Raw genomic sequence first — 19992 nt, forward strand, 5'->3', positions numbered from 1 at the left:
CCTTAGCGGGCTGGACGGCCCAGCAGAATGAGGCGAAGCAGAGGGGCCGGAAGAAAGCAATTGAGCGCTCCCTGTTCCTAACAGTAGCTCATTAGCATCAGGGCAGACGCCCTGCCGGGCAGATTACACAAAGATGCCGAAAACGGGCAACGCGCCCGGGGCCGCAACAGTGTTCACCCGGTTGGCGGCATGGGCCAGGCCGCTTAGTATCGACAGCGGATATCGAATCAGAGTGAATGAAATGAGCATCGACTGGATCTGCAAGCACCACAGCGACCTGGGCAAGGAACAGCTGTACGCCATTCTGCGACTGCGCACCGAAGTTTTCGTGGTCGAGCAGAAATGCCCCTATCAGGAAGTCGATGGCCGCGACCTGCGGGACGACACCCATCACCTGATGGGCTGGCGCGATGACCGGCTGGTGGCCTATCTGCGCCTGCTCGACCCTCTGTCCCAGGGCGGCAACGTGGCGATCGGGCGGGTGGTCGTCGCCCCCGAAGCACGCGGAACCGGGCTGGGCCATGAGCTGATGCAAGAAGCCCTGAGGCAGACCGAGAAGATGTGGTCGGGGCTGGAGATCTACCTGTCGGCCCAGGCGCACCTGCAGGATTACTATGGCCGCTATGGTTTCGTCGCCGTGGGCAACACCTACCTGGAGGACGGCATCCCGCACGTCGGCATGCGCAAGGCCTGAGACGGTTCAGGGATAACCCAGCACCTGCTTGATCGACGCCAGGTTGCCCTCGATCCAGCGCTTGTCGATCGCGCCCCAGTCATGAATCCGGTAGCTGCCGGCATGATTGCGGGCGCCTTCCTGCTGTTCGAATGCGCAGTGAATATCCAGGTCGGCCAACGCGACGATGGTGTCCTGGGCCGTGCGCCGCGGCATGCCGGTCACTTCGGTCAGCGCCGGGACGCTGTTGGCCGCTCCGCTGTCGATCAGCCAGGCCACGTACAGGCGGCGATAGAAACTGCTCTTGGTCTTGCTGATGTCCATCGGAAAGTCCTTGTCGATCGATCAGTCGGCCACGGCGGCCTTGCCTTGCAGATCCCGCCAGGTCAGGTAGACCCGCAGGTCGAACTCCAGTTGGTGATAGCCCGGCTGCATATACTCGCACAACTGGTAGAACGCCTTGTTGTGCTCGCTTTCCTTGAGATGCGCCAGTTCATGCACCACGATCATACGGAGAAATTCCGGCGCCGCCTCCCGAAACAGTGAAGCGATGCGGATCTCCTTCTTGGCCTTGAGCTTGCCCCCCTGGACCCGCGAGATCGCGGTGTGCAGGCCGAGGGCGCGATGGGTCAGGTCCAGGCGGTTATCGAACAGCACCTTGTCGATGGCCGGCGCGTTGCGCAGGTGTTCCTGTTTCAGGTCCAGGACATAGCCATACAGCGCCTTGTCGCTCTGCACCGCATGCCGGCCGGGATAACGCTGGCTCAGGTAGGCGCCCAGCCGATCCTGGGCGATCATCTGGCGCACCTGCTCCTGCAGGGACAGCGGATAGGCCTGGAGGTATTTCAGCACAGTCATGGGAGGCCGTCGCCTGCATCGGGAAAGGCAGCCAGTTTAGCGAAATCAGCTCGACAGTGCGCTCCAGTCGAAGGTCGTGGCAAAACCGGTGGCATCCCTGGCGATCAGCGGACGGGCGACCAGGAAGCCCTGTACGAACGGGCAGCCATTGGCCCGCAGCCAGTGGGCCTGTTCCAGGGTCTCGACGCCTTCGGCAATCACCAGCAGGCCGAACTGCTGGCACAACTCGATCACGCTGCGCGCCAGGGCGGCATCCCGGGGCGAATCGAGAATCCGGGCGATCAGATGGCGGTCGAGCTTGAGGGTGTCCAGTTCGAGATCGCGCAGGTGATTCAGCGAACAGTGACCGGAACCGAAATCATCCAGGGCCACCCGCACGCCCTGCCCGCGGATCCGCCGCAGTTGCTTGCGCGAAGCCTCGAAATCCTGCATCAGCGCCGACTCGGTGACTTCGACCTCCAGCTGGCTGGGGCGCAGGTCATACCGCTCGATCACTTCCTGCAACTCGTCGATCAGGTTCGGCATGCAGAACTGCGTGGCGCTGAGGCTCACGCTCAGCACCAGCTCATCGGCGAATACGCCATTCCAGTCATGACGCTGGCTGGCCGCCTGGCGATAGATCCAGCTGCCCAGGCGACTGATCAGCCGCACTTCTTCCAGCAGCGGCAGGAACAGCCCCGGCGGGACATCGCCGACGCTGGGATGATGCCAGCGCAACAGCGCCTCGAAACCGCGCAGATGGCCGTCTTCCAGGGACACCTGGGGCTGATAGACCATCTTGAACTCACGACTCTCGATGGCCGAACGGACGCTTTCCTCGAGCATCAGCCGCGAGCGGGCGCGGCCGTTCATTTCATGGTCGTAGTAGCGGTACTGCTGGCGTCCGGCGCGCTTGGCCTCGTACATGGCAATGTCCGCCGCCCGCAACAGGCCTTCCAGGTCGGCACCGCAATCGGGGTAGATGGCGATACCGATGCTGACCCCCAGGGTCATGTCCATGCCATCGATCTGCTGGCGGATCGACACGCGCTCGATCAGCTTCTCCGCGACTTTCGCCGCCTGCTCCGGACGCTCCAGTTCCAGCAGCGCGGTGAACTCGTCGCCGCCCATGCGCGCCAGGATATCGAAGGGTTTCAGGCAGGCCTTCAACTGCTCGGAGACCCAACGCAGCACCCGGTCGCCGGCATCGTGCCCAAGGGAGTCGTTGACCCGCTTGAAGCCGTCGAGGTCCAGGTACATCAGCACCATCGACTTGTGGCCGGGATCGCTGCGCAGCAGGGTGTTTTCCGCGGTCTGGTAGAAGCCCCGACGGTTGAGCAGGCCGGTCAGCGGGTCGGTCACCGCCTGGAACTCCAGCTGCTGATGCAGGTGGCGCACCACCGACATGTCGAGCACGGTCACCACCATGGCCTTCTGGTCGCTGGGCAATGGCGCAAAGGACATCGCCACCGGCAGCGAATCGCCGGTGCTGGTGCACAGCAGCGCATCATGCAGGCGATAGGTCTCGCCCTTGCAGTAACCTTCGTAGAAAGGCGACGTCAGCCATTGGGCAAAGTGCGGCGTGTGCATGAAGTTCAGGAACGGCATGCCGATCAGCATTTCCAGCGGCGCCGCCAGCAGGCGCGAAATCGCCGGGTTGGCGAAGCGGATGCTGCCGTCGTCGTTGACCACCAGGATGCCTTCCGCGGCGTTGTCCAGCACCGAGGCATTGAAGGCCCGGGCGGCCTCCAGATCGCGGGTCAGGCGCTGCAAGGTGCGCCGATTGCGTTGCTGCTCAAGCAAGGCCTGGATCTTGGGCTTGAGGATGTCCGGGTTGAACGGCTTGAACAGATAGTCCACCGCGCCGCTGGCATAGCCCTTGATCACGGCATCCTGGGACTGTTCGTTGGCCGTCAGGAAAATGATCGGGGTCAGCCGGGTACGCTGGCTGCCACGCATCAGTCGGGCGACTTCGAAGCCGTCCATGCCGGGCATCTGCACATCCAGCAGTACCAGGTCGATTTCGTGTTCGAGCAGTAGTGTCAGCGCTTCGATACCGGACGCCGCCGTGACCACCTGCCAGTCCTGCCGTTCCAGCAGGGCTCGCATGCTGATCAGGTTTTCAGGATAGTCGTCGACCACCAAAAGGACAGAACTGCTATCACCAGCCTTAAGTTGAGCGCAATCCATGCTGCATCTCTATAGTTCAGGGGACTCCACCCATGTCAGACGGAACCGGACGTAATTACAGAAACAACTCTAGTCCGAGTTTGCACAAAGCGTAGTAATCACTACGCCATCATTTAACCCGGGCCCGTCTCTCCCGACTAACGGTTGATAGAAGCAATAGGCCATCTTTCGTGCTAGCACCCTGCCAATCCGACTAGCGGTCGTTCGGCCAAGCCGCCGCCAATCGGGGCTCGCGCATTTCGTCGGCGATTTGACGTCAACCGTTCGCCGCTTCGGCGTTAACAAACTATCTTTCAAGCCTTATAAAGAGCGCGCAAAAGCGCGGGCCAAAGCGGTTTGTCCGAAATTTCCGGGCAGGCCTGCGGCTGCGCGAGTCCCATGTTTTTCACGGAACAGATGATCATGATCGACCTGACGACCTGGAACCTCAGCGTCCCTGTCGGCACCCCGCCGGCAACCATCGATACCCCCAAACTGGTACAAGGCTTCAAGGACCAGTATTTTCATTCCGATACCGGCACCCTGTTCTTCTGGTCACCGGTGACCGGCTCCAAGACCGAGAATGCCATCTACCCGCGCAGTGAACTGCGCGAAACCTACCCCGACGGTCGCCTGCGCAACTGGCTGTACAGCGAGGCCAACAATTACCTGCGTGCAACCCTGGCGGTGAACCAGGTACCGTCCTCGGGCAAGATCGTCATCGGCCAGATCCATGCCTTCAACAGCACCCAGCCGATGCTCAAGGTCGAGTACCAGTACAAGGACAGCCGCAAGACCGGGATCATCGTGGTGAAGGTCCGCAACCACCCGGACGACAAGGAGAGCCGGGTCATCCAGATCGCCGACGACGTGCCGCTGGACAAGAGCTTCACCTACGTGATCCACCTCAGCCGGGGCGGCTACCTCAGCGTGCGCGCCGCCGACGCGGCGTGGTACACCCAGGTCAGCAGCAGTTGGCGCGACAAGCCGCTGTACTTCAAGGCAGGGGTCTATGTGCAGGACAACACCGGGTATACCAGCGAGGGCGGGATGGTGACCTTCTACAAGCTCGATATCGATCACGAGCAAGGCTGACGGCCCCGAATACAGGGCGGGGCTAGAGAGAGATACCGCTCGATCAGGGGTGGAACAGGGACGACTTGCGGTAGCTGGCGATGGGATCGATCTGCTCGATCTCATCGAACTTCACGGTTCGGTACACGCCGCTTTCGGCACAGTAGGCGAGTAGCCGCGCACTCCAGTCGATACTGCACAGTTCGCCGCGCTCACAGGCCGGTTGCACGCCCGGGATACGCCGGGTCACGGTGATCTTCTGGCGGGTCTTGAAATATCTCAGACGGTTTGGATCGCTTTCTTCCTCTTCGCTCATGGTCATTGGCCTCACTGGCTGAATGAACCGTCAGCGTGGCGTATCGGCGTCCTGGCACACCACTGTCATAATTGACAGTCCGCTATATCGTTTCCTCATAGCCTCAAGCGCATTCGCGTCTAGCGATCGACGACCATGAAAAAACCCGCCTTGCGACGGGTTTCTTCAGCGCACAGGGTCTTAGTTGACCTTGGCGTTCAGCTCACCTTTCAGGTAGCGCTGGAACATGCCTTCCAGGGAGATCGGCTTGATCTTCGAGGCATTGCCGGCGGTGCCGAAGGCTTCGTAACGGGCGATGCACACGTCACGCATCGCAACCACGGTGGCACCGAGGAACTTGCGTGGGTCGAACTCGCTCGGGTTGGTCGCCATCAGGCGACGCATCGCACCGGTGGACGCCAGGCGCAGGTCGGTGTCGATGTTGACCTTGCGTACGCCGTGCTTGATGCCCTCGACGATTTCCTCGACCGGTACGCCGTAGGTTTCCTTGATGTCGCCACCGTACTGGTTGATGATCGCCAGCCACTCCTGCGGCACCGAGGAGGAACCGTGCATCACCAGGTGGGTGTTGGGGATGCGCTTGTGGATTTCCTTGATGCGGTCGATCGCCAGCACGTCGCCGGTAGGCGGCTTGGTGAACTTGTAGGCGCCGTGGCTGGTGCCGATGGCGATGGCCAGGGCGTCGACCTGGGTCTTCTTGACGAAGTCGGCGGCTTCTTCCGGATCGGTCAGCATCTGGCTGTGATCCAGCACGCCCTCGGCGCCGATACCGTCTTCTTCACCGGCCATGCCGGTTTCCAGCGAACCCAGGCAGCCCAGCTCGCCTTCCACGGAAACGCCGCAGGCGTGGGCCATGGCCACGGTCTGCTGGGTCACGCGGACGTTGTACTCGTAGTCGGTCGGGGTCTTGCCGTCTTCGCCGAGGGAGCCGTCCATCATCACCGAGCTGAAGCCCAGCTGGATCGAGCGTTGGCAGACGTCAGGGCTGGTGCCGTGGTCCTGGTGCATGCACACCGGGATATGCGGGAACTCTTCGATGGCAGCCAGGATCAGGTGGCGCAGGAACGGCGCACCGGCGTATTTGCGGGCACCGGCCGAAGCCTGGACGATCACCGGGGAGTCAGTCTTGTCAGCGGCTTCCATGATGGCGCGCATCTGCTCAAGGTTGTTGACGTTGAAAGCCGGAACGCCGTAGCCGTATTCGGCTGCGTGGTCCAGCATCTGGCGCATGCTGATAAGTGCCATTGTGTATCTCTCTCCCGGACGAGGGTCGTTAATCGTGCAAGCCTGCCGTAGCGGCGGCTGCTATTCAAGTTAGATCAAGCTACTACCGGTCAGGGCGCCTTGCAGGCCCGACCGATCAAATCGTTGGTGGCAACCCAGTAGACCAGGCCTTCCTCACCTTTTTTGTGAAACGCCAACATGTTGTCGCTGTACAGCACGCCGCTGTCGACGGCGCCGACTTCCGGCTTGAGGCGATAGACCTGGTCGCCGCCACCGAGGCGTACGTCGACCGCCTGCTGGCTGCTGTCGGCGTAACGCCAGAGCACTTCGGCCTGACTGTCGCAAACCCAGCGGGTCCAGTTGTCCGCCGGTTTCGACGACGGCAGGTTGAAGGCGGCGCAACCGCCGAGCAGTGCCAGTGAAGCGAGGGCGATAAAGCCTTTCATGCCGGTTCCTCGACTGGCGACCCAGGCCGCCAGTACTGCATGTGATGAATCAGACCCGTCAGGGGCAACCCTGTTCCCGAGCCGGCGACGGGGTGTCGTATTTCTCCAGGCCATCCGGGCCCAGGCGCTTGTTCAACAACGGCGCGGTTTCCGCCTGCCAGTCGGCCTGGTAGCAGCCCTTGCCGGCCGGATCGGGCGCTGGCCGCGCCGGTTCGACCGCGGCCTGGCCGGCACATCCGGCCAGCGCGGCGACGGCGAGCCACAGCGCAAGCGGCTTGACCCTATGAACACTCCCTTTCAACGGTCGGTACCGGCTCAGGCCTTGGCGCGGCTTTCCAGCACTTCCACGGCTGGCAGTACCTTGCCTTCGACGAACTCGAGGAAAGCACCACCACCGGTAGAAATGTAGGAGATATCCGCAGCCACGCCGTACTTGTCGATGGCGGCCAGGGTGTCACCACCACCGGCGATGGAGAATGCGGCGCTTTCGGCGATAGCCTGGGCCAGCACCTTGGTGCCATTGCCGAACTGATCGAACTCGAACACGCCGACCGGGCCGTTCCAGAGGATGGTCTGCGACGACTTCAGCAGCTCGGCGAACCGGGCGGCGGTCTGCGGGCCGATGTCGAGGATCATGTCGTCGGCGGCCACGTCGGCGATCAGCTTGACGGTGGCGGCAGCACTTTCGGCGAACTCCTTGGCCACCACCACGTCCACGGGCAGCGGTACGCTGACCTTGGCGGCGATGGCACGGGCGGTGTCCAGCAGGTCAGGCTCGTACAGCGACTTGCCCACCGGGTGGCCAGCAGCGGCCAGGAAGGTGTTGGCGATGCCGCCGCCGACGATCAGCTGGTCGCAGATCTGGCTCAGGCTGTTGAGCACGTCGAGCTTGGTCGACACCTTGGAGCCGGCGACGATCGCCGCCATCGGCTTGGCCGGAGCGCCCAGGGCCTTGCCCAGTGCTTCCAGTTCGGCGGCCAGCAGGGGACCGGCGGCAGCGACCTTGGCGAACTTGGCCACGCCATGGGTCGAACCCTCGGCGCGGTGGGCGGTACCGAAGGCATCCATCACGAACACGTCGCACAGGGCGGCGTATTTGCGGGCCAGCTCGTCGGCGTTTTTCTTCTCGCCCTTGTTGAAACGCACGTTCTCGAACAGCACGATGTCGCCGGCCTTGACTTCAACGCCATCCAGGTAGTCGGCCACCAGCGGCACTTCGCGACCCAGGGCGCGGCTCAGGTAGTCGGCCACGGGCGCGAGGCTGTTCTCGGCCGAGAACTCGCCCTCGGTCGGACGGCCCAGGTGCGAGCAGATCATGACTGCCGCGCCTTTTTCCAGGGCCAGCTTGATGGTCGGCAGCGAAGCCAGGATACGCGCATCGCTGGTGACAACACCGTCCTTGACGGGGACGTTGAGGTCTTCGCGGATCAGTACGCGCTTACCTTGCAGATCGAGGTCGGTCATCTTCAACACGGTCATGGGTCGCAATCTCTGGTTTACGGTTTTGGGTGGACAACGTTCAGGTAGTGCCCTGCAACGTCGATCATTCGGTTGGCAAAACCCCATTCGTTGTCGAACCAGGCCAGCACGTTGACCAGCCTCGGGCCGGAAACGCGGGTCTGACTCGCATCGACAATCGCCGAATGGGGGTCATGGTTGAAATCACAGCTGGCGTGGGGCAACTCGGTATACGCCAGCAACCCCTTGAGCGGGCCGCTGGTGGCGGCTTCGCGCAGGATCCGGTTGACCTCCACGGCATCGGTGTCGCTGACGGTCTGCATCGTGATGTCGAGGCAGGACACGTTCACCGTCGGCACCCGTACCGCTTTGGCCTGGATTCGGCCGGCAAGTTCCGGTAGCAGCCGTTCGATACCGCGGGCCAGGCCGGTGGACACCGGGATGATCGACTGGAAGGCCGAGCGCGTGCGGCGCAGGTCCTCGGCGTGGTAGGCGTCGATCACCGGCTGGTCGTTCATCGCCGAGTGGATGGTGGTGATCGACACATGCTCCAGACCGATCGCCTGATCCAGCAGGCGCAACAGCGGCACGCTGCAGTTGGTGGTGCAGGAAGCGTTGGATACCAGCAGTTCGTCGCCGGTCAGGCAATCCTGGTTGACCCCATAGACGATGGTTGCATCGACCGCCGCCTCGCTGGCCATCGGCTGGGAGAACAGCACCCGTGGCGCACCGGCCGCCAGGAAGCGCTGGCCGTCTTCGCGGGTGTGGTAGGCGCCGGAGCATTCGAGCACCAGGTCGACGCCCAGGCCGGCCCAGTCGATGTCTTCGGGGTTGGCGCTGCGCAGGACCTTCACGCAGCGGCCATTGATGTGCAGGCAATCGTCCTCGACCCGTACTTCGCCAGGAAAGCGGCCGTGGGTGGAGTCGAAGCGTGTCAGGTATTCAAGGCTGGCCATGTCGGCCAGATCGTTGAGGGCAACGATTTCCAGCCCGGCCCGGTCTCCCCGCTCGAACAGCGCACGCAGGACACAACGACCGATACGGCCGTAGCCGTTGAGGGCAACTCTGTAGGGACGCGGTTGAGGCATGGGGATCTCGCCGGAGCTTGAACATCAAGAACCCATGCCGGGGCATGGGTTCTGTGAAAACGGGACTGTCTGTGAGCCAGGGAAGCAGGCGGTGTGCGGGCTACCGCCTTCGCGGGCAAGCCCCGCTCCTACAGGAGGGTGCCGTGCCCAAATGTTGCGTACGACACACACCTTGTAGGAGCAGGGCTTGCCCGCGAAGAGGCCGGCCCGGACAACCGGCCTATCGCCGTACTCAGTCTTCCAGCAGTTCCTCGGCCTGACCCAGGATGTTCTCCAGGGTGAAGCCGAACTCTTCGAACAGGGCTGCCGCCGGCGCCGACTCACCGTAGGTGGTCATGCCGATGACGCGGCCTTCCAGGCCCACGTACTTGTACCAGTAGTCGGCGTGCGCCGCCTCGATGGCGATCCGTGCACCGACTTCCAGCGGCAGGACCGCCTGCTTGTAGCTGGCATCCTGGGCATCGAACAGGCTGGTGCAAGGCATGGACACCACGCGGACCTTGCGGCCCTGCTCGGTCAGCTTGTCGAAGGCCTGTACCGCCAGGCCGACTTCGGAACCGGTGGCGATCAGGATCAGCTCGGGCTCGCCCGCGCAATCCTTGAGCACGTAGCCACCACGGCTGATGTTGTCGATCTGCGCGGCATCACGCACCTGGTGCTGCAGGTTCTGCCGGGAGAAGATCAGCGCCGAAGGACCGGCCTTGCGCTCGATCGCATGCTTCCAGGCCACGGCGGATTCCACCGCGTCGGCTGGACGCCAGGTATCGAGGTTCGGCGTGGTGCGCAGGCTCGCCAGTTGCTCGATCGGCTGGTGGGTCGGGCCGTCTTCGCCCAGACCGATGGAGTCGTGGGTGTAGACATGGATCACGCGCTGCTTCATCAGGGCCGACATGCGCACCGCGTTGCGGGCGTATTCCATGAACATCAGGAAGGTCGCGCCGTAAGGCACCAGGCCGCCGTGCAGTGCCACGCCGTTCATGATCGCGGTCATGCCGAACTCGCGCACGCCGTAGTACATGTAGTTGCCGCTGGCATCCTCGGCGCTGACGCCCTTGCAACCTTTCCACAGGGTCAGGTTGGAGCCGGCCAGGTCAGCCGAGCCGCCGAGGAACTCGGGCAGCAGCGGACCGAAGGCGTTCAGGGCGTTCTGGCTGGCCTTGCGGCTGGCGATGGTTTCACCCTTGGCCGCGACTTCGGCGATGTAGGCCGAGGCCTTTTCCGAGAAGTCGGCCGGCAGTTCGCCGCTCAGGCGACGCACCAGCTCGTTGGCTTCGGTCGGGAAGGCCGCGGAGTAGGCGGCGAAACGCTCTTCCCACTCGGCCTCGACGGCACGGCCGGCTTCCTTGGCGTCCCATTCGGCGTAGATGTCGGCCGGGATTTCGAATGGACCGTGGTTCCACTTCAGCGCGGCGCGGGTCAGGGCGATTTCCGCGTCACCCAGCGGGGCACCGTGGCAATCTTCCTTGCCCTGCTTGTTCGGCGAACCGAAACCGATGGTGGTCTTGCAGCAGATCAGGGTCGGCTGCTCGCTCTTGCGGGCGGTCTCGATGGCGGTCTTGATCTCTTCCGGATCGTGACCGTCGACATTGCGGATCACCTGCCAGTTGTAGGATTCGAAACGCTTCGGCGTGTCGTCGGTGAACCAGCCTTCGACTTCGCCGTCGATGGAGATGCCGTTGTCGTCGTAGAAGGCGATCAGCTTGCCCAGGCCCAGGGTGCCGGCCAGGGACGCGACTTCATGGGAAATGCCTTCCATCATGCAGCCGTCACCCAGGAACACATAGGTGTGGTGGTCGACGATGTTGTGGCCGGGACGGTTGAACTGCGCCCCCAGGACCTTTTCCGCCAGGGCGAAACCGACGGCGTTCGCCAGGCCCTGGCCGAGTGGACCGGTGGTGGTTTCCACGCCCGGGGTGTAACCGAATTCGGGGTGACCCGGGGTACGGCTGTGCAGTTGACGGAAATTCTTCAGGTCGTCGATCGACAGGTCGTAGCCGGTCAGGTGCAGCAACGAGTAGATCAGCATCGAGCCATGGCCGTTGGACAGGACGAAACGGTCACGGTCGGCGAAGGACGGGTTGCTCGGGTTGTGTTTCAGGTAATCACGCCACAGTACTTCGGCAATATCCGCCATACCCATGGGGGCACCGGGATGGCCGCTGTTGGCTTTTTGCACGGCATCCATGCTGAGGGCACGAATGGCGTTGGCACGCTCACGACGGCTGGGCATCGCTGATCTCCTGGGTTTTGAGTTGAAACGAAACGGAAAAAAGGCGTGCATTTTCCCTCAGGGAGAGCCCTCGGGGCAATGACAGATAGTCGTTCCACCGCGTTTTTCCCGCCGATAGTTGCGCATCGTGCTGATGAATCCTTTCCGCTCCTGGTCTGTAGAGCCACGGGAAAACGGGAAAGTGCCATTTATCCTGCAATATCAAAAGTTTTTGATATTGACCTTGCGGGGCGTCGCGACGCTGACTAGACTGCTGGCCTTATGAATCTACCTGCGCCCGCCCTGCTTCACGATCGCTGCGACGAGCTGTCCGCCCTGTGCAAGGCCGGCGGCGATCCGTTGCGGCTGAACGTATTGCGGGCGCTGGCCAACGACTCGTTCGGCGTGCTGGAGCTGGCGCAGATCTTCGCCATCGGTCAGTCGGGCATGAGCCACCACCTCAAGGTACTGGCCCAGGCCAACCTGGTAGCGACCCGCCGGGAAGGCAACGCGATCTTCTATCGTCGCGCCCTGCCCCACACCGAATTGCCGGGCGGCCGGCTGCACGCCGCCCTGCTCGACGAGGTCGACGCCCTGCAACTGCCGGTCGAGGTGCAGGCCCGCATTACCCAGGTACACGGGCAACGGGCCGCCGCCAGCCAGGATTTCTTCGCCAAGGTCGCGGAAAAGTTCCGCGCCCAGCAGGACCTGATCGCCGGCCTGGCGCAATACCGCGAAAGCGTCCTGGCGCTGCTCGACAAGCTCAACTTCGCGCCGACCGCCACGGCCCTGGAAATCGGCCCCGGCGACGGTGGCTTCCTGCCCGAGCTGGCGCGGCGTTTCCAGCAGGTCACGGCGCTGGACAACAGCCCGGCCATGCTCGAATTGGCCCGCCAACTGTGCGACCGCGAGGCGTTGACTAATGTCAGCCTGCAACTGGCCGATGCATTGCAGAACAACAGCATCCAGGCCGACTGTGTGGTCCTGAACATGGTCCTGCACCATTTCGCCGCGCCGGCCGAAGCCTTGAAGCAGATGACCGGGTTGCTGCGACCCGGCGGCAGTCTGCTGATAACCGAGTTATGCAGCCACAACCAGAGCTGGGCCAGGGAGGCCTGCGGTGATCTCTGGCTGGGGTTCGAACAGGAAGACCTGGCCCGTTGGGCCATCGCTGCGGGGCTCGTCCCCGGGGACAGCCTCTATGTAGGCTTACGTAATGGTTTCCAGATTCAGGTTCGCCACTTTCAGGGACCGACTGGCGCCACTCAACATCGGTAAACTCAGGAAAACCATCGATATGAGCGAATATTCCGTTTTCACCTCCGAGTCCGTGTCTGAAGGGCATCCGGACAAAATTGCCGACCAGATTTCCGATGCGGTGCTGGACGCCATCATTGCCCAGGACAAATTTGCCCGCGTCGCGTGCGAAACCCTGGTGAAAACCGGCGTGGCGATCATCGCTGGCGAAGTCACCACTTCGGCCTGGGTCGACCTGGAAGACATCGTCCGCAACGTGATCCTCGACATCGGCTACAACAGTTCCGACGTCGGTTTCGATGGCGCCACCTGCGGTGTGATGAACATCATCGGCAAGCAGTCGGTGGACATCGCCCAGGGCGTTGACCGCAGCAAGCCGGAAGACCAGGGCGCCGGCGACCAGGGCCTGATGTTCGGCTACGCCAGCAACGAAACCCCGGAGCTGATGCCCGCCCCGATCGCCTACTCGCACCAACTGGTCCAGCGCCAGGCCGAAGCCCGCAAGTCCGGCCTGCTGCCATGGCTGCGCCCGGACGCCAAGTCGCAGGTGACCTGCCGCTACGAAGGCGGCAAGGTGGTCGGTGTCGACGCCATCGTCCTGTCGACCCAGCACAACCCTGACGTGTCCTACAGCGACCTGCGCGAAGGCGTGATGGAACTGATCGTCAAGCACGTCATCCCGGCCAATCTGCTGACCAAGGACACCCAGTTCCACATCAACCCGACCGGCAACTTCATTATCGGCGGCCCGGTGGGCGACTGCGGCCTGACCGGCCGCAAGATCATCGTCGACAGCTACGGCGGCATGGCCCGTCACGGCGGCGGCGCCTTCTCCGGCAAGGACCCGTCCAAGGTTGACCGTTCCGCCGCCTACGCCGGTCGCTACGTGGCCAAGAACATCGTCGCCGCCGGCCTGGCCGACCGCTGCGAAATCCAGGTTTCCTACGCCATCGGCGTAGCCCAGCCGACCTCGATCTCGCTGAACACCTTCGGCACCGGCAAGATCAGCGATGACAAGATCATCAAGCTGGTCCGCGAGATCTTCGACCTGCGCCCGTATGCCATCACCACCATGCTCGACCTGCTGCACCCGATGTACCAGGACACTGCGGCCTATGGCCATTTCGGTCGTACCCCGGAGCTGAAGACCGTCGGCGACGACACCTTCACCACCTTCACCTGGGAAAAGACCGACCGCATCGACGCCCTGCGAGCCGCTGCCGGCCTGTAATTTGTCGGTTGCGTCACAAAAGCCCTTCATGGTTCGCCATGAAGGGCTTTTTCATGACAGCCGGTCATTCCCTGTACAAACCTGTTTCCCTATATTTCGCCATCTCGGACCCTGTTTCTCCCCTGGATATTGCACGGCGCCTGTTCGAGAACCTTTCTGATGCGTCGGCAATCGAACATTGAGGTTTGCCATGCGTACTTCCGCTTTCGCCCCCGCCGCGATCCTGCTCGGCCTGTTCACCCTTCCAGCCCAGGCCGCCGACCTGAGCGCACTCACCAACCTGGCGACACAGCTGGGCGGTGGCTCGACGACACAGACGACCGGCAATACCGCCGACGCCGGCAGCTGCAACCCCAAACAGGTGCAGGATCTGCAGAAACAGATCTATGCCGCCAAGGTCAAGGGTGACACCGTCAAGGCCAACGGCCTGCAAATGGCCGTGGACCATATCACCGCCAGTTGCAGCGGCGTGGCAAGCTCCCAGCAGCCCATCAACAACACCGCGGCGCCCCAGGATCCCAAGGCGCAGGCGATCGATGCCGGCATCAAGGCACTGGGCGGCCTGTTCAAGTAAGCCGACATATGCGGTAAGAAAGCCCCGCCCCCGCGGGGCTTTTTAATGCCCTATGTCCCGTCCTGAATAAGGTTTACACCTTCCATCCCGAAATCCCGGAGAATCAGATGGAGCAAGGTGTAAAGCGCACACAGCGAGATTACTCGCTGTCTTTTAAATTGGCGGTTGTCGATCAGATCGAAAAAGGCGAGCTGACCTACAAGCAGGCCCAAGCGCGGTATGGCATCCAGGGGCGGTCGACGGTTCTGGTATGGTTGCGTAAGCATGGTCGGCAGGATTGGAGCCAGGGGGCCTCAATCCGAGCCGAGAGGAGCTGCGTGATGTCCGATCCCAAGACGCTTACTCCAGAGCAGCGGATCAAAGAGCTTGAGCAGCAGCTTGAGCTGATGAGCCAGAAGGCTCAGTTCTTTGAGAAAGTCGTTGATGTCCTGAAGAATGACTACGGTGTGTCGGTCGTAAAAAAGCGATCCGGCAAGTCCTCTCGCAAGGTCAGGTCGCAGGACTGAGCATTGCCAGGACTTGTCGGTTTCTGGGGATTAGCCGGCAGGCTTACTACAAGCGAAATCGAGCGGCTGACAGCAAAGCACACCAGGCAGATCGGGTCGTTGAGTTTGTTCAAAAGGTCCGGATGCGTCAGCCACGACTGGGTACAAGGAAGCTGCACTATCTGCTGCATTGCCAGCCGGATAGGCGGGTCCGAATTGGCCGAGACCGACTATTTCAGGTCTTGGGAGAGCACCGCTTGCTGGTGTTGCCCAAGCGGGCGTACCACAAGACAACGCAAAGCTTTCACCGCTTCTACCGGCATCCCAATCTACTCAAGCCAGGCCCGAATCAGGTGGTCCCTGGAGGGCCGGAGCACGTCTGGGTGGCGGACATTACTTACCTGCCCGCTAGTAGCGGTCCACTGTACCTAAGTCTGGTGACGGATGCGTATTCCAGAAAGATTGTCGGGCACCATGTGCATGAAGGTTTGCATGCGGAGTCTGTTGCCCAGGCCTTTAGACAGGCCCTACGCAAGCGGCGTCGTCGTCAGCCCTTAGTTCATCACTCGGACCGAGGCATCCAGTACTGTTCGGCGCTGTACCAGTCACTTCATCAACGGCACGGAGTTCAGTGCTCGATGACTGACGGATATGACTGCTACCAAAACGCACTTGCTGAGCGCATCAACGGAATCCTCAAAACAGAGTTGCTGTTGAGCAACCCAGAAAATCTGGAGCAGGCGAGGAAGATGGTCGATGAGGCAGTGCAGATCTACAACACAGAACGGCCTCATATGGCCCTGAAAAACAAAACGCCCGATGCGGTGCATCGGGCGTTTTGAGGCCTGTGGGCCTACCTGAACAGGTGTAAACCTATTTCAGGACTAGACACTAGGCTTTGCCTTTCGGTCGAGCAAGGAGGCTGCGGCATGGGCTTCGTCCTGGGTATCGCCTTTTTCATCTGCTGTTTCGCAGCCCAGGCCGCGCCGTGCCCGCAGTGGCCGCAGGAGCGTGCCCTGCGCGAAATCGAGGCCCTGGAGCAACAAATCGCCCAGTGGGACGAGCGTTACCACCGCCAGGGCATTTCGCCGGTCGCCGACGAGCTCTACGACCAGTCCCGCCAGACCCTGCAGGGCTGGCGCGACTGTTTTGCCGCCAGCGGGAGTCCGCCGGACAACCCGCTGCTCAAGGCGCGCGGGCCGACTCCCCATCCGATTGCCCATACCGGGCTGGACAAGCTGCCGGACGAACAGGCGGCCCGGGACTGGATCAGCACCCGCCAGGACCTGTGGATCCAGCCCAAGGTCGATGGCGTGGCCGTGACCCTCAGCTACCGGCAAGGTCGCTTGCAGCAGGTGATCAGCCGTGGCGACGGCCTCAAGGGCCAGAACTGGACCGACCAGGCCCGCCGGATCGTGGCCATTCCTGGCCAATTGCCGCAACCCCTCGACCTGGTGCTGCAAGGCGAGTTGTACTGGCGCCAGAGCGGCCATGTGCAGGCCGAACACGGCGGGCTGAACGCCCGCAGCAAGGTCGCTGGCCTGATGGCCCGGCACCGCTTGCAACCCGATGAGGGCGAAGGCATTGGCCTGTTCGTCTGGGACTGGCCCGATGGCCCGGCGACCCAGCCTGAGCGCCTGCAAGGCCTGAACGCCCTGGGCTTCCCCGACAGCGCGACCTACAGCCGGCCGATCAGGGGATTTGCCGAAGCCCGGCACTGGCGCGAGCGCTGGTTCCGAGAGCCGTTGCCCTTCGTCAGCGATGGCGTGGTTCTGCGTCAGGGTCAGCGGCCCGCCGCGCACCTCTGGCAGGCCCGGGCACCCTCCTGGAGCGTCGCCTGGAAATACCCCTACAGCCAGGCCCTGGCCCATGTACGCCAGGTCAGCTTCAAGATCGGTCGCACCGGCCGGATCACGCCGATGCTCGAGCTGATCCCGGTACGCCTGGATGACCGTCAGATCAGGCGGGTCAGTACCGGCTCGCTGCAACGCTGGCGGGAGCTGGACATTCGTCCCGGCGATCAGGTGGCCATCAGCCTCGCCGGCCTGACCATTCCGCGCCTGGACGCGGTGGTCTGGCGCAGTGTCGAACGCGAACCGCTCGACGTCCCCAACCCGGACGATTTCCATGAGTCGAGTTGCTGGCGCTACGGCCCGGGTTGCGAAAGCCAGTTTCTCGCCCGACTGGCCTGGCTGAGCGGCAAGCAGGGGCTGGAGCTGCCAGGACTGGGCCCCGGAACCTGGGAAAAGCTGGCTCGCGCGGGCCGCCTTGCACAACTGCTCGATTGGCTGACCCTCGATGCCCACGAGCTTGCTAACATTGCCGGCCTGGGCCCGGTCGGCAGCCGGCAGTTGCTCGATAACGCCCGGTTGGCCCGACAACGGCCGTTCGAGTGCTGGCTGAGGGCCCTGGGCGTACCCGCCGGTGCCGGTATCAGGCTGGACGGCAACTGGCAGGCACTGGCCAGCCGAACCGTCGGGGCCTGGCAGGCCGAACCCGGGATCGGCCCCGAACGGGCCGCGCGCCTGGGTGCCTTCTTTCGGGACCCACAGGTAATGGCCCTGGCTGAATCATTACGTGTCGCCGGGGTCGATGGGTTCTGAGGAAAAAGCTGCAAACCGAATCGGAACACTCATACAACCGAGTCGGCTTTTATTTGTTCATTGTCACTTTTCAGTATTTTTCAGCACGGAGCCTTTCATGAAACTTCCCTCTTCACTGGTGCTTTTCACCCTGTGCACGGTCATGGCCGCCCCGCTCCTGGCCGCCGAGGAACAACCCGAACTGACCGGTTGCGCGGCCAAGCGCCAGGCCATCAGCAACCAGCTCGAGGCCGCCAGGGCCCAGGGCAACAGCGAACAACAGGCCGGCCTGGAGAAGGCCCTGGACGAAGTCACCACCCACTGCACCGACACCTCGCTGAAAAAGGAGCGGGAGAACAAGGTGCTCGATGCCCGGCACGAGGTCAGCCGCCGTCAGGCCGACCTCGACAAGGCGATGAAAAAGGGTGACCCGGAGAAGATCAACAAGCGCAAGGACAAACTCGCCGAGTCCCGCAAGGAGCTGCAGGACGCCCTGGACGAGCTGGACAAGTAGCCCGGCCCGCCCCCGTTCACTCAGTGATCGCGAAACTCCTTGTGGCAGGCATCGCAGGCATCCTCGACCCTTTCCACCGCCGGCCTGAGCAGGCTGGCCTGGTAGGGCTGGACCTTGCTCGCCACCACCAGCTCGCCGGTGGCGCTCTCCAGCGAGCGGGCCAGTTCCTGAAAACGCGCCTGCTTTTGCCAGACATCGGCCTTGGCGCTGGTATGCTCCGTTTCCTTGACCTGCGGGAAATGTTTCCACGGCTCATGGGACAGGCTATCCAGCTTGATCGCTCCCTCGGCAAACGCCGGGCCGTCGAAAGGGATCCGACCTCGGAGCATGCCGCCCAGGTCTTCGCTGGTCTTGAGCATCTGCTTGAAAATGGCCTTGCGCTGGCCCAGTGGCGAGTTCGGGTCGATACCGCCACAGGCGGCGAGGCTCAGGCCGGCCAGCAATACAACGAAAAATTTCTTGATAGTCATGATGGCATCAGGTCACGGGAGACGGCGGCCAGTATCCTCGCCTGAAGATCAAACACCAATAGGCCAGGCCGCCAATACCCTCACTCAATGAATGGATTACCTGAACAACGACTGAACAGGTGATCACTCAAGGAATACACCGCTTCATGAACACCACTTACAAACGCCTGGGCTGGAGCCTGTTCGCCCTGGCCCTGCTCGCCGGCTGCAATGGCAAGGACAACCAGCCACCCGTGCCGGTCACCACTTACGTCAAGGCCGACTGGAAAGCCCTGCCGAACGTTTCCGACGCCGACCTGCAGGCCGGCTTCGCCTCGTGGCGCAGCGCCTGCACCCGGCTGAAGAGCGACGCCACCTGGGCGGCCACCTGTGCCGCCGCGAGCAATGTGCCCGCCAACCCCGTGGCCATTCGCAGCTTTCTTCAGCAGAACCTCGAGGTCTACGGACTGCGCTCGGCGCAAAACAGTGCCGACGGGCTGATCACCGGTTACTACGAACCCGTCTACCCCGGCAGCCTGACCCGCACGGACAAGGCCACGGTGCCGGTCTATGGAGTACCGGACGACCTGATCATCGTCCAGTTGGACAGCCTCTATCCGGAACTCAAGGGCAAGCGCCTGCGTGGACGACTGGAAGGCCGTGTGGTCAAACCCTATGACGACGCCGCACTGATCGCCACCCAGGGCGTCAAGGCTCCGGTGCTGGCCTGGCTGACCGACCCGATGGACCTGCAGTTCCTGCAGATCCAGGGCTCGGGCCGAATTCGCCTGGATGACGGCCGGCAACTGCGGATCGGCTACGCCGACCAGAACGGCCACCCGTACCGGGCCATCGGCCGCTGGCTGGTGGAACAGGGCGAGCTGAAGAAGGAAGACGTGACCATGGGCACCATCAGCGCCTGGGCCAAGGCCCATCCGACGCGCATCCCGGAGCTGCTGGCCAGCAACCCGAGCTATGTGTTCTTTGCCCGCAACCCGGACAGCAACGAAGGCCCGCGTGGCTCGCTGAACGTACCGCTGACCGCCGGCTACAGCGTCGCGGTGGATCGCAAGGTCATTCCGCTGGGCAGCCTGCTGTGGCTGTCGACCACCCGTCCGGACGGCACGCCGCTGGTACGGCCGGTGGCGGCGCAGGACACCGGTGGAGCGATTGCCGGCGAGGTCCGCGCCGACCTGTTCTGGGGCACCGGCGACGCCGCCGGGCAACTGGCGGGAGACATGAAGCAGAAGGGCAATATCTGGATGCTGTGGCCCAAGGGCATGGCGTTGCCCCAGGTGCCGGATATCGGTAGCTGATTGCGGTGCAGGCCGTAGGGGCCTATTCGCGGGCAAGCCCGGCTCCTACAGGCTGGTGTCGTAGTCGGAAAACCTGTTTCCGACACCGCA

20 protein-coding genes are annotated in these 19992 nt (G+C 62.9%); 9 read left to right on the top strand and 11 right to left on the bottom strand.

Going from position 1 to position 19992, the window contains the following annotated elements; translation table 11 throughout:
• The first annotated feature begins 241 nt into the window (after positions 1 to 241).
• The gene (locus tag ACMGT0_RS29495; RefSeq protein WP_054059933.1) at positions 242 to 694 is read left to right on the top strand and encodes a GNAT family N-acetyltransferase; all 453 of its coding nucleotides are present in this window, start codon (positions 242 to 244) and stop codon (positions 692 to 694) included.
• 6 nt (positions 695 to 700) lie between these two features.
• On the opposite strand, the gene ACMGT0_RS29500 is transcribed toward ACMGT0_RS29495, so the two are convergent.
• Genes ACMGT0_RS29500 through ACMGT0_RS29510 form a run of 3 tightly spaced genes read right to left on the bottom strand, consistent with a single transcriptional unit; the run spans position 701 to position 3700 of the window.
• The gene (locus tag ACMGT0_RS29500) at positions 701 to 997 is read right to left on the bottom strand and encodes a winged helix-turn-helix domain-containing protein (RefSeq protein ID WP_273825269.1); all 297 of its coding nucleotides are present in this window, start codon (positions 995 to 997) and stop codon (positions 701 to 703) included.
• A gap of 21 nt (positions 998 to 1018) precedes the next feature.
• Positions 1019 to 1531, bottom strand: coding sequence for a M48 family metallopeptidase (locus tag ACMGT0_RS29505; protein ID WP_416770810.1), 513 nt, complete (start codon positions 1529 to 1531; stop codon positions 1019 to 1021).
• Positions 1532 to 1576: 45 nt separating this feature from the next.
• Positions 1577 to 3700: a putative bifunctional diguanylate cyclase/phosphodiesterase gene (locus tag ACMGT0_RS29510; protein ID WP_054063514.1), complete on the bottom strand. Its 2124-nt coding sequence runs from the start codon at positions 3698 to 3700 to the stop codon at positions 1577 to 1579.
• 402 nt (positions 3701 to 4102) lie between these two features.
• Between ACMGT0_RS29510 and ACMGT0_RS29515 the strand changes: the two genes are divergently transcribed.
• Positions 4103 to 4774 carry a polysaccharide lyase family 7 protein gene (locus ACMGT0_RS29515; protein ID WP_054059940.1) on the top strand — a complete coding sequence of 224 codons (672 nt, stop codon included), beginning with the start codon at positions 4103 to 4105 and terminating at the stop codon, positions 4772 to 4774.
• 43 nt (positions 4775 to 4817) lie between these two features.
• On the opposite strand, the gene ACMGT0_RS29520 is transcribed toward ACMGT0_RS29515, so the two are convergent.
• The 7 genes from ACMGT0_RS29520 to tkt all read right to left on the bottom strand — a co-directional run bounded on the left by ACMGT0_RS29520 (position 4818) and on the right by tkt (position 11515).
• Positions 4818 to 5069 carry a hypothetical protein gene (locus tag ACMGT0_RS29520; RefSeq protein ID WP_416770812.1) on the bottom strand — a complete coding sequence of 84 codons (252 nt, stop codon included), beginning with the start codon at positions 5067 to 5069 and terminating at the stop codon, positions 4818 to 4820.
• Between the two features lie 180 nt (positions 5070 to 5249).
• The gene (gene fba / locus ACMGT0_RS29525; protein WP_017902971.1) at positions 5250 to 6314 is read right to left on the bottom strand and encodes a class II fructose-bisphosphate aldolase; all 1065 of its coding nucleotides are present in this window, start codon (positions 6312 to 6314) and stop codon (positions 5250 to 5252) included.
• An 89-nt stretch (positions 6315 to 6403) separates the two neighbouring features.
• Entirely contained in the window at positions 6404 to 6739 is a 336-nt protein-coding gene (locus ACMGT0_RS29530) for an MliC family protein (RefSeq protein ID WP_054059929.1), read from the bottom strand.
• 58 nt (positions 6740 to 6797) lie between these two features.
• Positions 6798 to 7040, bottom strand: coding sequence for a hypothetical protein (locus tag ACMGT0_RS29535; protein ID WP_054059928.1), 243 nt, complete (start codon positions 7038 to 7040; stop codon positions 6798 to 6800).
• A 14-nt stretch (positions 7041 to 7054) separates the two neighbouring features.
• Positions 7055 to 8218 carry a phosphoglycerate kinase gene (locus tag ACMGT0_RS29540; protein ID WP_054059927.1) on the bottom strand — a complete coding sequence of 388 codons (1164 nt, stop codon included), beginning with the start codon at positions 8216 to 8218 and terminating at the stop codon, positions 7055 to 7057.
• A 17-nt stretch (positions 8219 to 8235) separates the two neighbouring features.
• Entirely contained in the window at positions 8236 to 9285 is a 1050-nt protein-coding gene (gene epd / locus ACMGT0_RS29545; RefSeq protein WP_054059926.1) for an erythrose-4-phosphate dehydrogenase, read from the bottom strand.
• A gap of 232 nt (positions 9286 to 9517) precedes the next feature.
• A complete protein-coding gene (gene tkt / locus ACMGT0_RS29550; RefSeq protein ID WP_416770816.1) occupies positions 9518 to 11515 on the bottom strand; it encodes a transketolase in 1998 nt (665 codons plus the stop codon).
• A gap of 261 nt (positions 11516 to 11776) precedes the next feature.
• Here tkt and ACMGT0_RS29555 point away from each other — a divergent pair, with 261 nt between their 5' ends.
• The 6 genes from ACMGT0_RS29555 to ACMGT0_RS29580 all read left to right on the top strand — a co-directional run bounded on the left by ACMGT0_RS29555 (position 11777) and on the right by ACMGT0_RS29580 (position 18137).
• Positions 11777 to 12772, top strand: coding sequence for an ArsR/SmtB family transcription factor (locus tag ACMGT0_RS29555; protein WP_054059924.1), 996 nt, complete (start codon positions 11777 to 11779; stop codon positions 12770 to 12772).
• A gap of 19 nt (positions 12773 to 12791) precedes the next feature.
• A complete protein-coding gene (metK, locus tag ACMGT0_RS29560) occupies positions 12792 to 13982 on the top strand; it encodes a methionine adenosyltransferase (RefSeq protein ID WP_054059923.1) in 1191 nt (396 codons plus the stop codon).
• 190 nt (positions 13983 to 14172) lie between these two features.
• A complete protein-coding gene (locus ACMGT0_RS29565; protein ID WP_054059922.1) occupies positions 14173 to 14556 on the top strand; it encodes a DUF1090 family protein in 384 nt (127 codons plus the stop codon).
• A gap of 107 nt (positions 14557 to 14663) precedes the next feature.
• A protein-coding gene (locus ACMGT0_RS29570) for an IS3 family transposase (protein WP_152973122.1) occupies positions 14664 to 15883 on the top strand; the annotation gives its coding sequence in 2 pieces (ribosomal slippage) (positions 14664 to 15012 and positions 15012 to 15883; 1221 coding nt in all).
• A gap of 87 nt (positions 15884 to 15970) precedes the next feature.
• Positions 15971 to 17644, top strand: a complete 1674-nt coding sequence (gene ligB / locus ACMGT0_RS29575) for an NAD-dependent DNA ligase LigB (RefSeq protein WP_416770820.1) — start codon at positions 15971 to 15973, stop codon at positions 17642 to 17644.
• Between the two features lie 97 nt (positions 17645 to 17741).
• On the top strand, positions 17742 to 18137 hold the full coding sequence (locus ACMGT0_RS29580; RefSeq protein ID WP_054059920.1) for a DUF1090 domain-containing protein: 396 nt from the start codon (positions 17742 to 17744) through the stop codon (positions 18135 to 18137).
• 20 nt (positions 18138 to 18157) lie between these two features.
• Here the strand turns inward: ACMGT0_RS29580 and ACMGT0_RS29585 are convergent, their stop codons facing one another.
• On the bottom strand, positions 18158 to 18607 hold the full coding sequence (locus ACMGT0_RS29585; protein ID WP_054059919.1) for a c-type cytochrome: 450 nt from the start codon (positions 18605 to 18607) through the stop codon (positions 18158 to 18160).
• 146 nt (positions 18608 to 18753) lie between these two features.
• Here ACMGT0_RS29585 and ACMGT0_RS29590 point away from each other — a divergent pair, with 146 nt between their 5' ends.
• Entirely contained in the window at positions 18754 to 19902 is a 1149-nt protein-coding gene (locus tag ACMGT0_RS29590) for a murein transglycosylase A (protein WP_054059918.1), read from the top strand.
• Positions 19903 to 19992: the final 90 nt, after the last annotated feature.

The sequence above is a fragment of the Pseudomonas sp. RHF3.3-3 genome (assembly GCF_048069595.1).
In the GTDB taxonomy this organism is placed as follows: domain Bacteria; phylum Pseudomonadota; class Gammaproteobacteria; order Pseudomonadales; family Pseudomonadaceae; genus Aquipseudomonas; species Aquipseudomonas fuscovaginae_B.

What these genes read in the sequence shown, in the direction of transcription:
- ACMGT0_RS29495 (WP_054059933.1), top strand. Translation starts at nt 242, where the DNA reads ATGAGCATCGACTGGATCTGCAAGCACCACAGCGACCTGGGCAAGGAA.
- ACMGT0_RS29500 (WP_273825269.1), bottom strand. Translation starts at nt 997, where the DNA reads ATGGACATCAGCAAGACCAAGAGCAGTTTCTATCGCCGCCTGTACGTG.
- ACMGT0_RS29505 (WP_416770810.1), bottom strand. Translation starts at nt 1,531, where the DNA reads ATGACTGTGCTGAAATACCTCCAGGCCTATCCGCTGTCCCTGCAGGAG.
- ACMGT0_RS29510 (WP_054063514.1), bottom strand. Translation starts at nt 3,700, where the DNA reads ATGGATTGCGCTCAACTTAAGGCTGGTGATAGCAGTTCTGTCCTTTTG.
- ACMGT0_RS29515 (WP_054059940.1), top strand. Translation starts at nt 4,103, where the DNA reads ATGATCGACCTGACGACCTGGAACCTCAGCGTCCCTGTCGGCACCCCG.
- ACMGT0_RS29520 (WP_416770812.1), bottom strand. Translation starts at nt 5,069, where the DNA reads ATGAGCGAAGAGGAAGAAAGCGATCCAAACCGTCTGAGATATTTCAAG.
- fba (WP_017902971.1), bottom strand. Translation starts at nt 6,314, where the DNA reads ATGGCACTTATCAGCATGCGCCAGATGCTGGACCACGCAGCCGAATAC.
- ACMGT0_RS29530 (WP_054059929.1), bottom strand. Translation starts at nt 6,739, where the DNA reads ATGAAAGGCTTTATCGCCCTCGCTTCACTGGCACTGCTCGGCGGTTGC.
- ACMGT0_RS29540 (WP_054059927.1), bottom strand. Translation starts at nt 8,218, where the DNA reads ATGACCGTGTTGAAGATGACCGACCTCGATCTGCAAGGTAAGCGCGTA.
- epd (WP_054059926.1), bottom strand. Translation starts at nt 9,285, where the DNA reads ATGCCTCAACCGCGTCCCTACAGAGTTGCCCTCAACGGCTACGGCCGT.
- tkt (WP_416770816.1), bottom strand. Translation starts at nt 11,515, where the DNA reads ATGCCCAGCCGTCGTGAGCGTGCCAACGCCATTCGTGCCCTCAGCATG.
- ACMGT0_RS29555 (WP_054059924.1), top strand. Translation starts at nt 11,777, where the DNA reads ATGAATCTACCTGCGCCCGCCCTGCTTCACGATCGCTGCGACGAGCTG.
- metK (WP_054059923.1), top strand. Translation starts at nt 12,792, where the DNA reads ATGAGCGAATATTCCGTTTTCACCTCCGAGTCCGTGTCTGAAGGGCAT.
- ACMGT0_RS29565 (WP_054059922.1), top strand. Translation starts at nt 14,173, where the DNA reads ATGCGTACTTCCGCTTTCGCCCCCGCCGCGATCCTGCTCGGCCTGTTC.
- ligB (WP_416770820.1), top strand. Translation starts at nt 15,971, where the DNA reads ATGGGCTTCGTCCTGGGTATCGCCTTTTTCATCTGCTGTTTCGCAGCC.
- ACMGT0_RS29580 (WP_054059920.1), top strand. Translation starts at nt 17,742, where the DNA reads ATGAAACTTCCCTCTTCACTGGTGCTTTTCACCCTGTGCACGGTCATG.
- ACMGT0_RS29585 (WP_054059919.1), bottom strand. Translation starts at nt 18,607, where the DNA reads ATGACTATCAAGAAATTTTTCGTTGTATTGCTGGCCGGCCTGAGCCTC.
- ACMGT0_RS29590 (WP_054059918.1), top strand. Translation starts at nt 18,754, where the DNA reads ATGAACACCACTTACAAACGCCTGGGCTGGAGCCTGTTCGCCCTGGCC.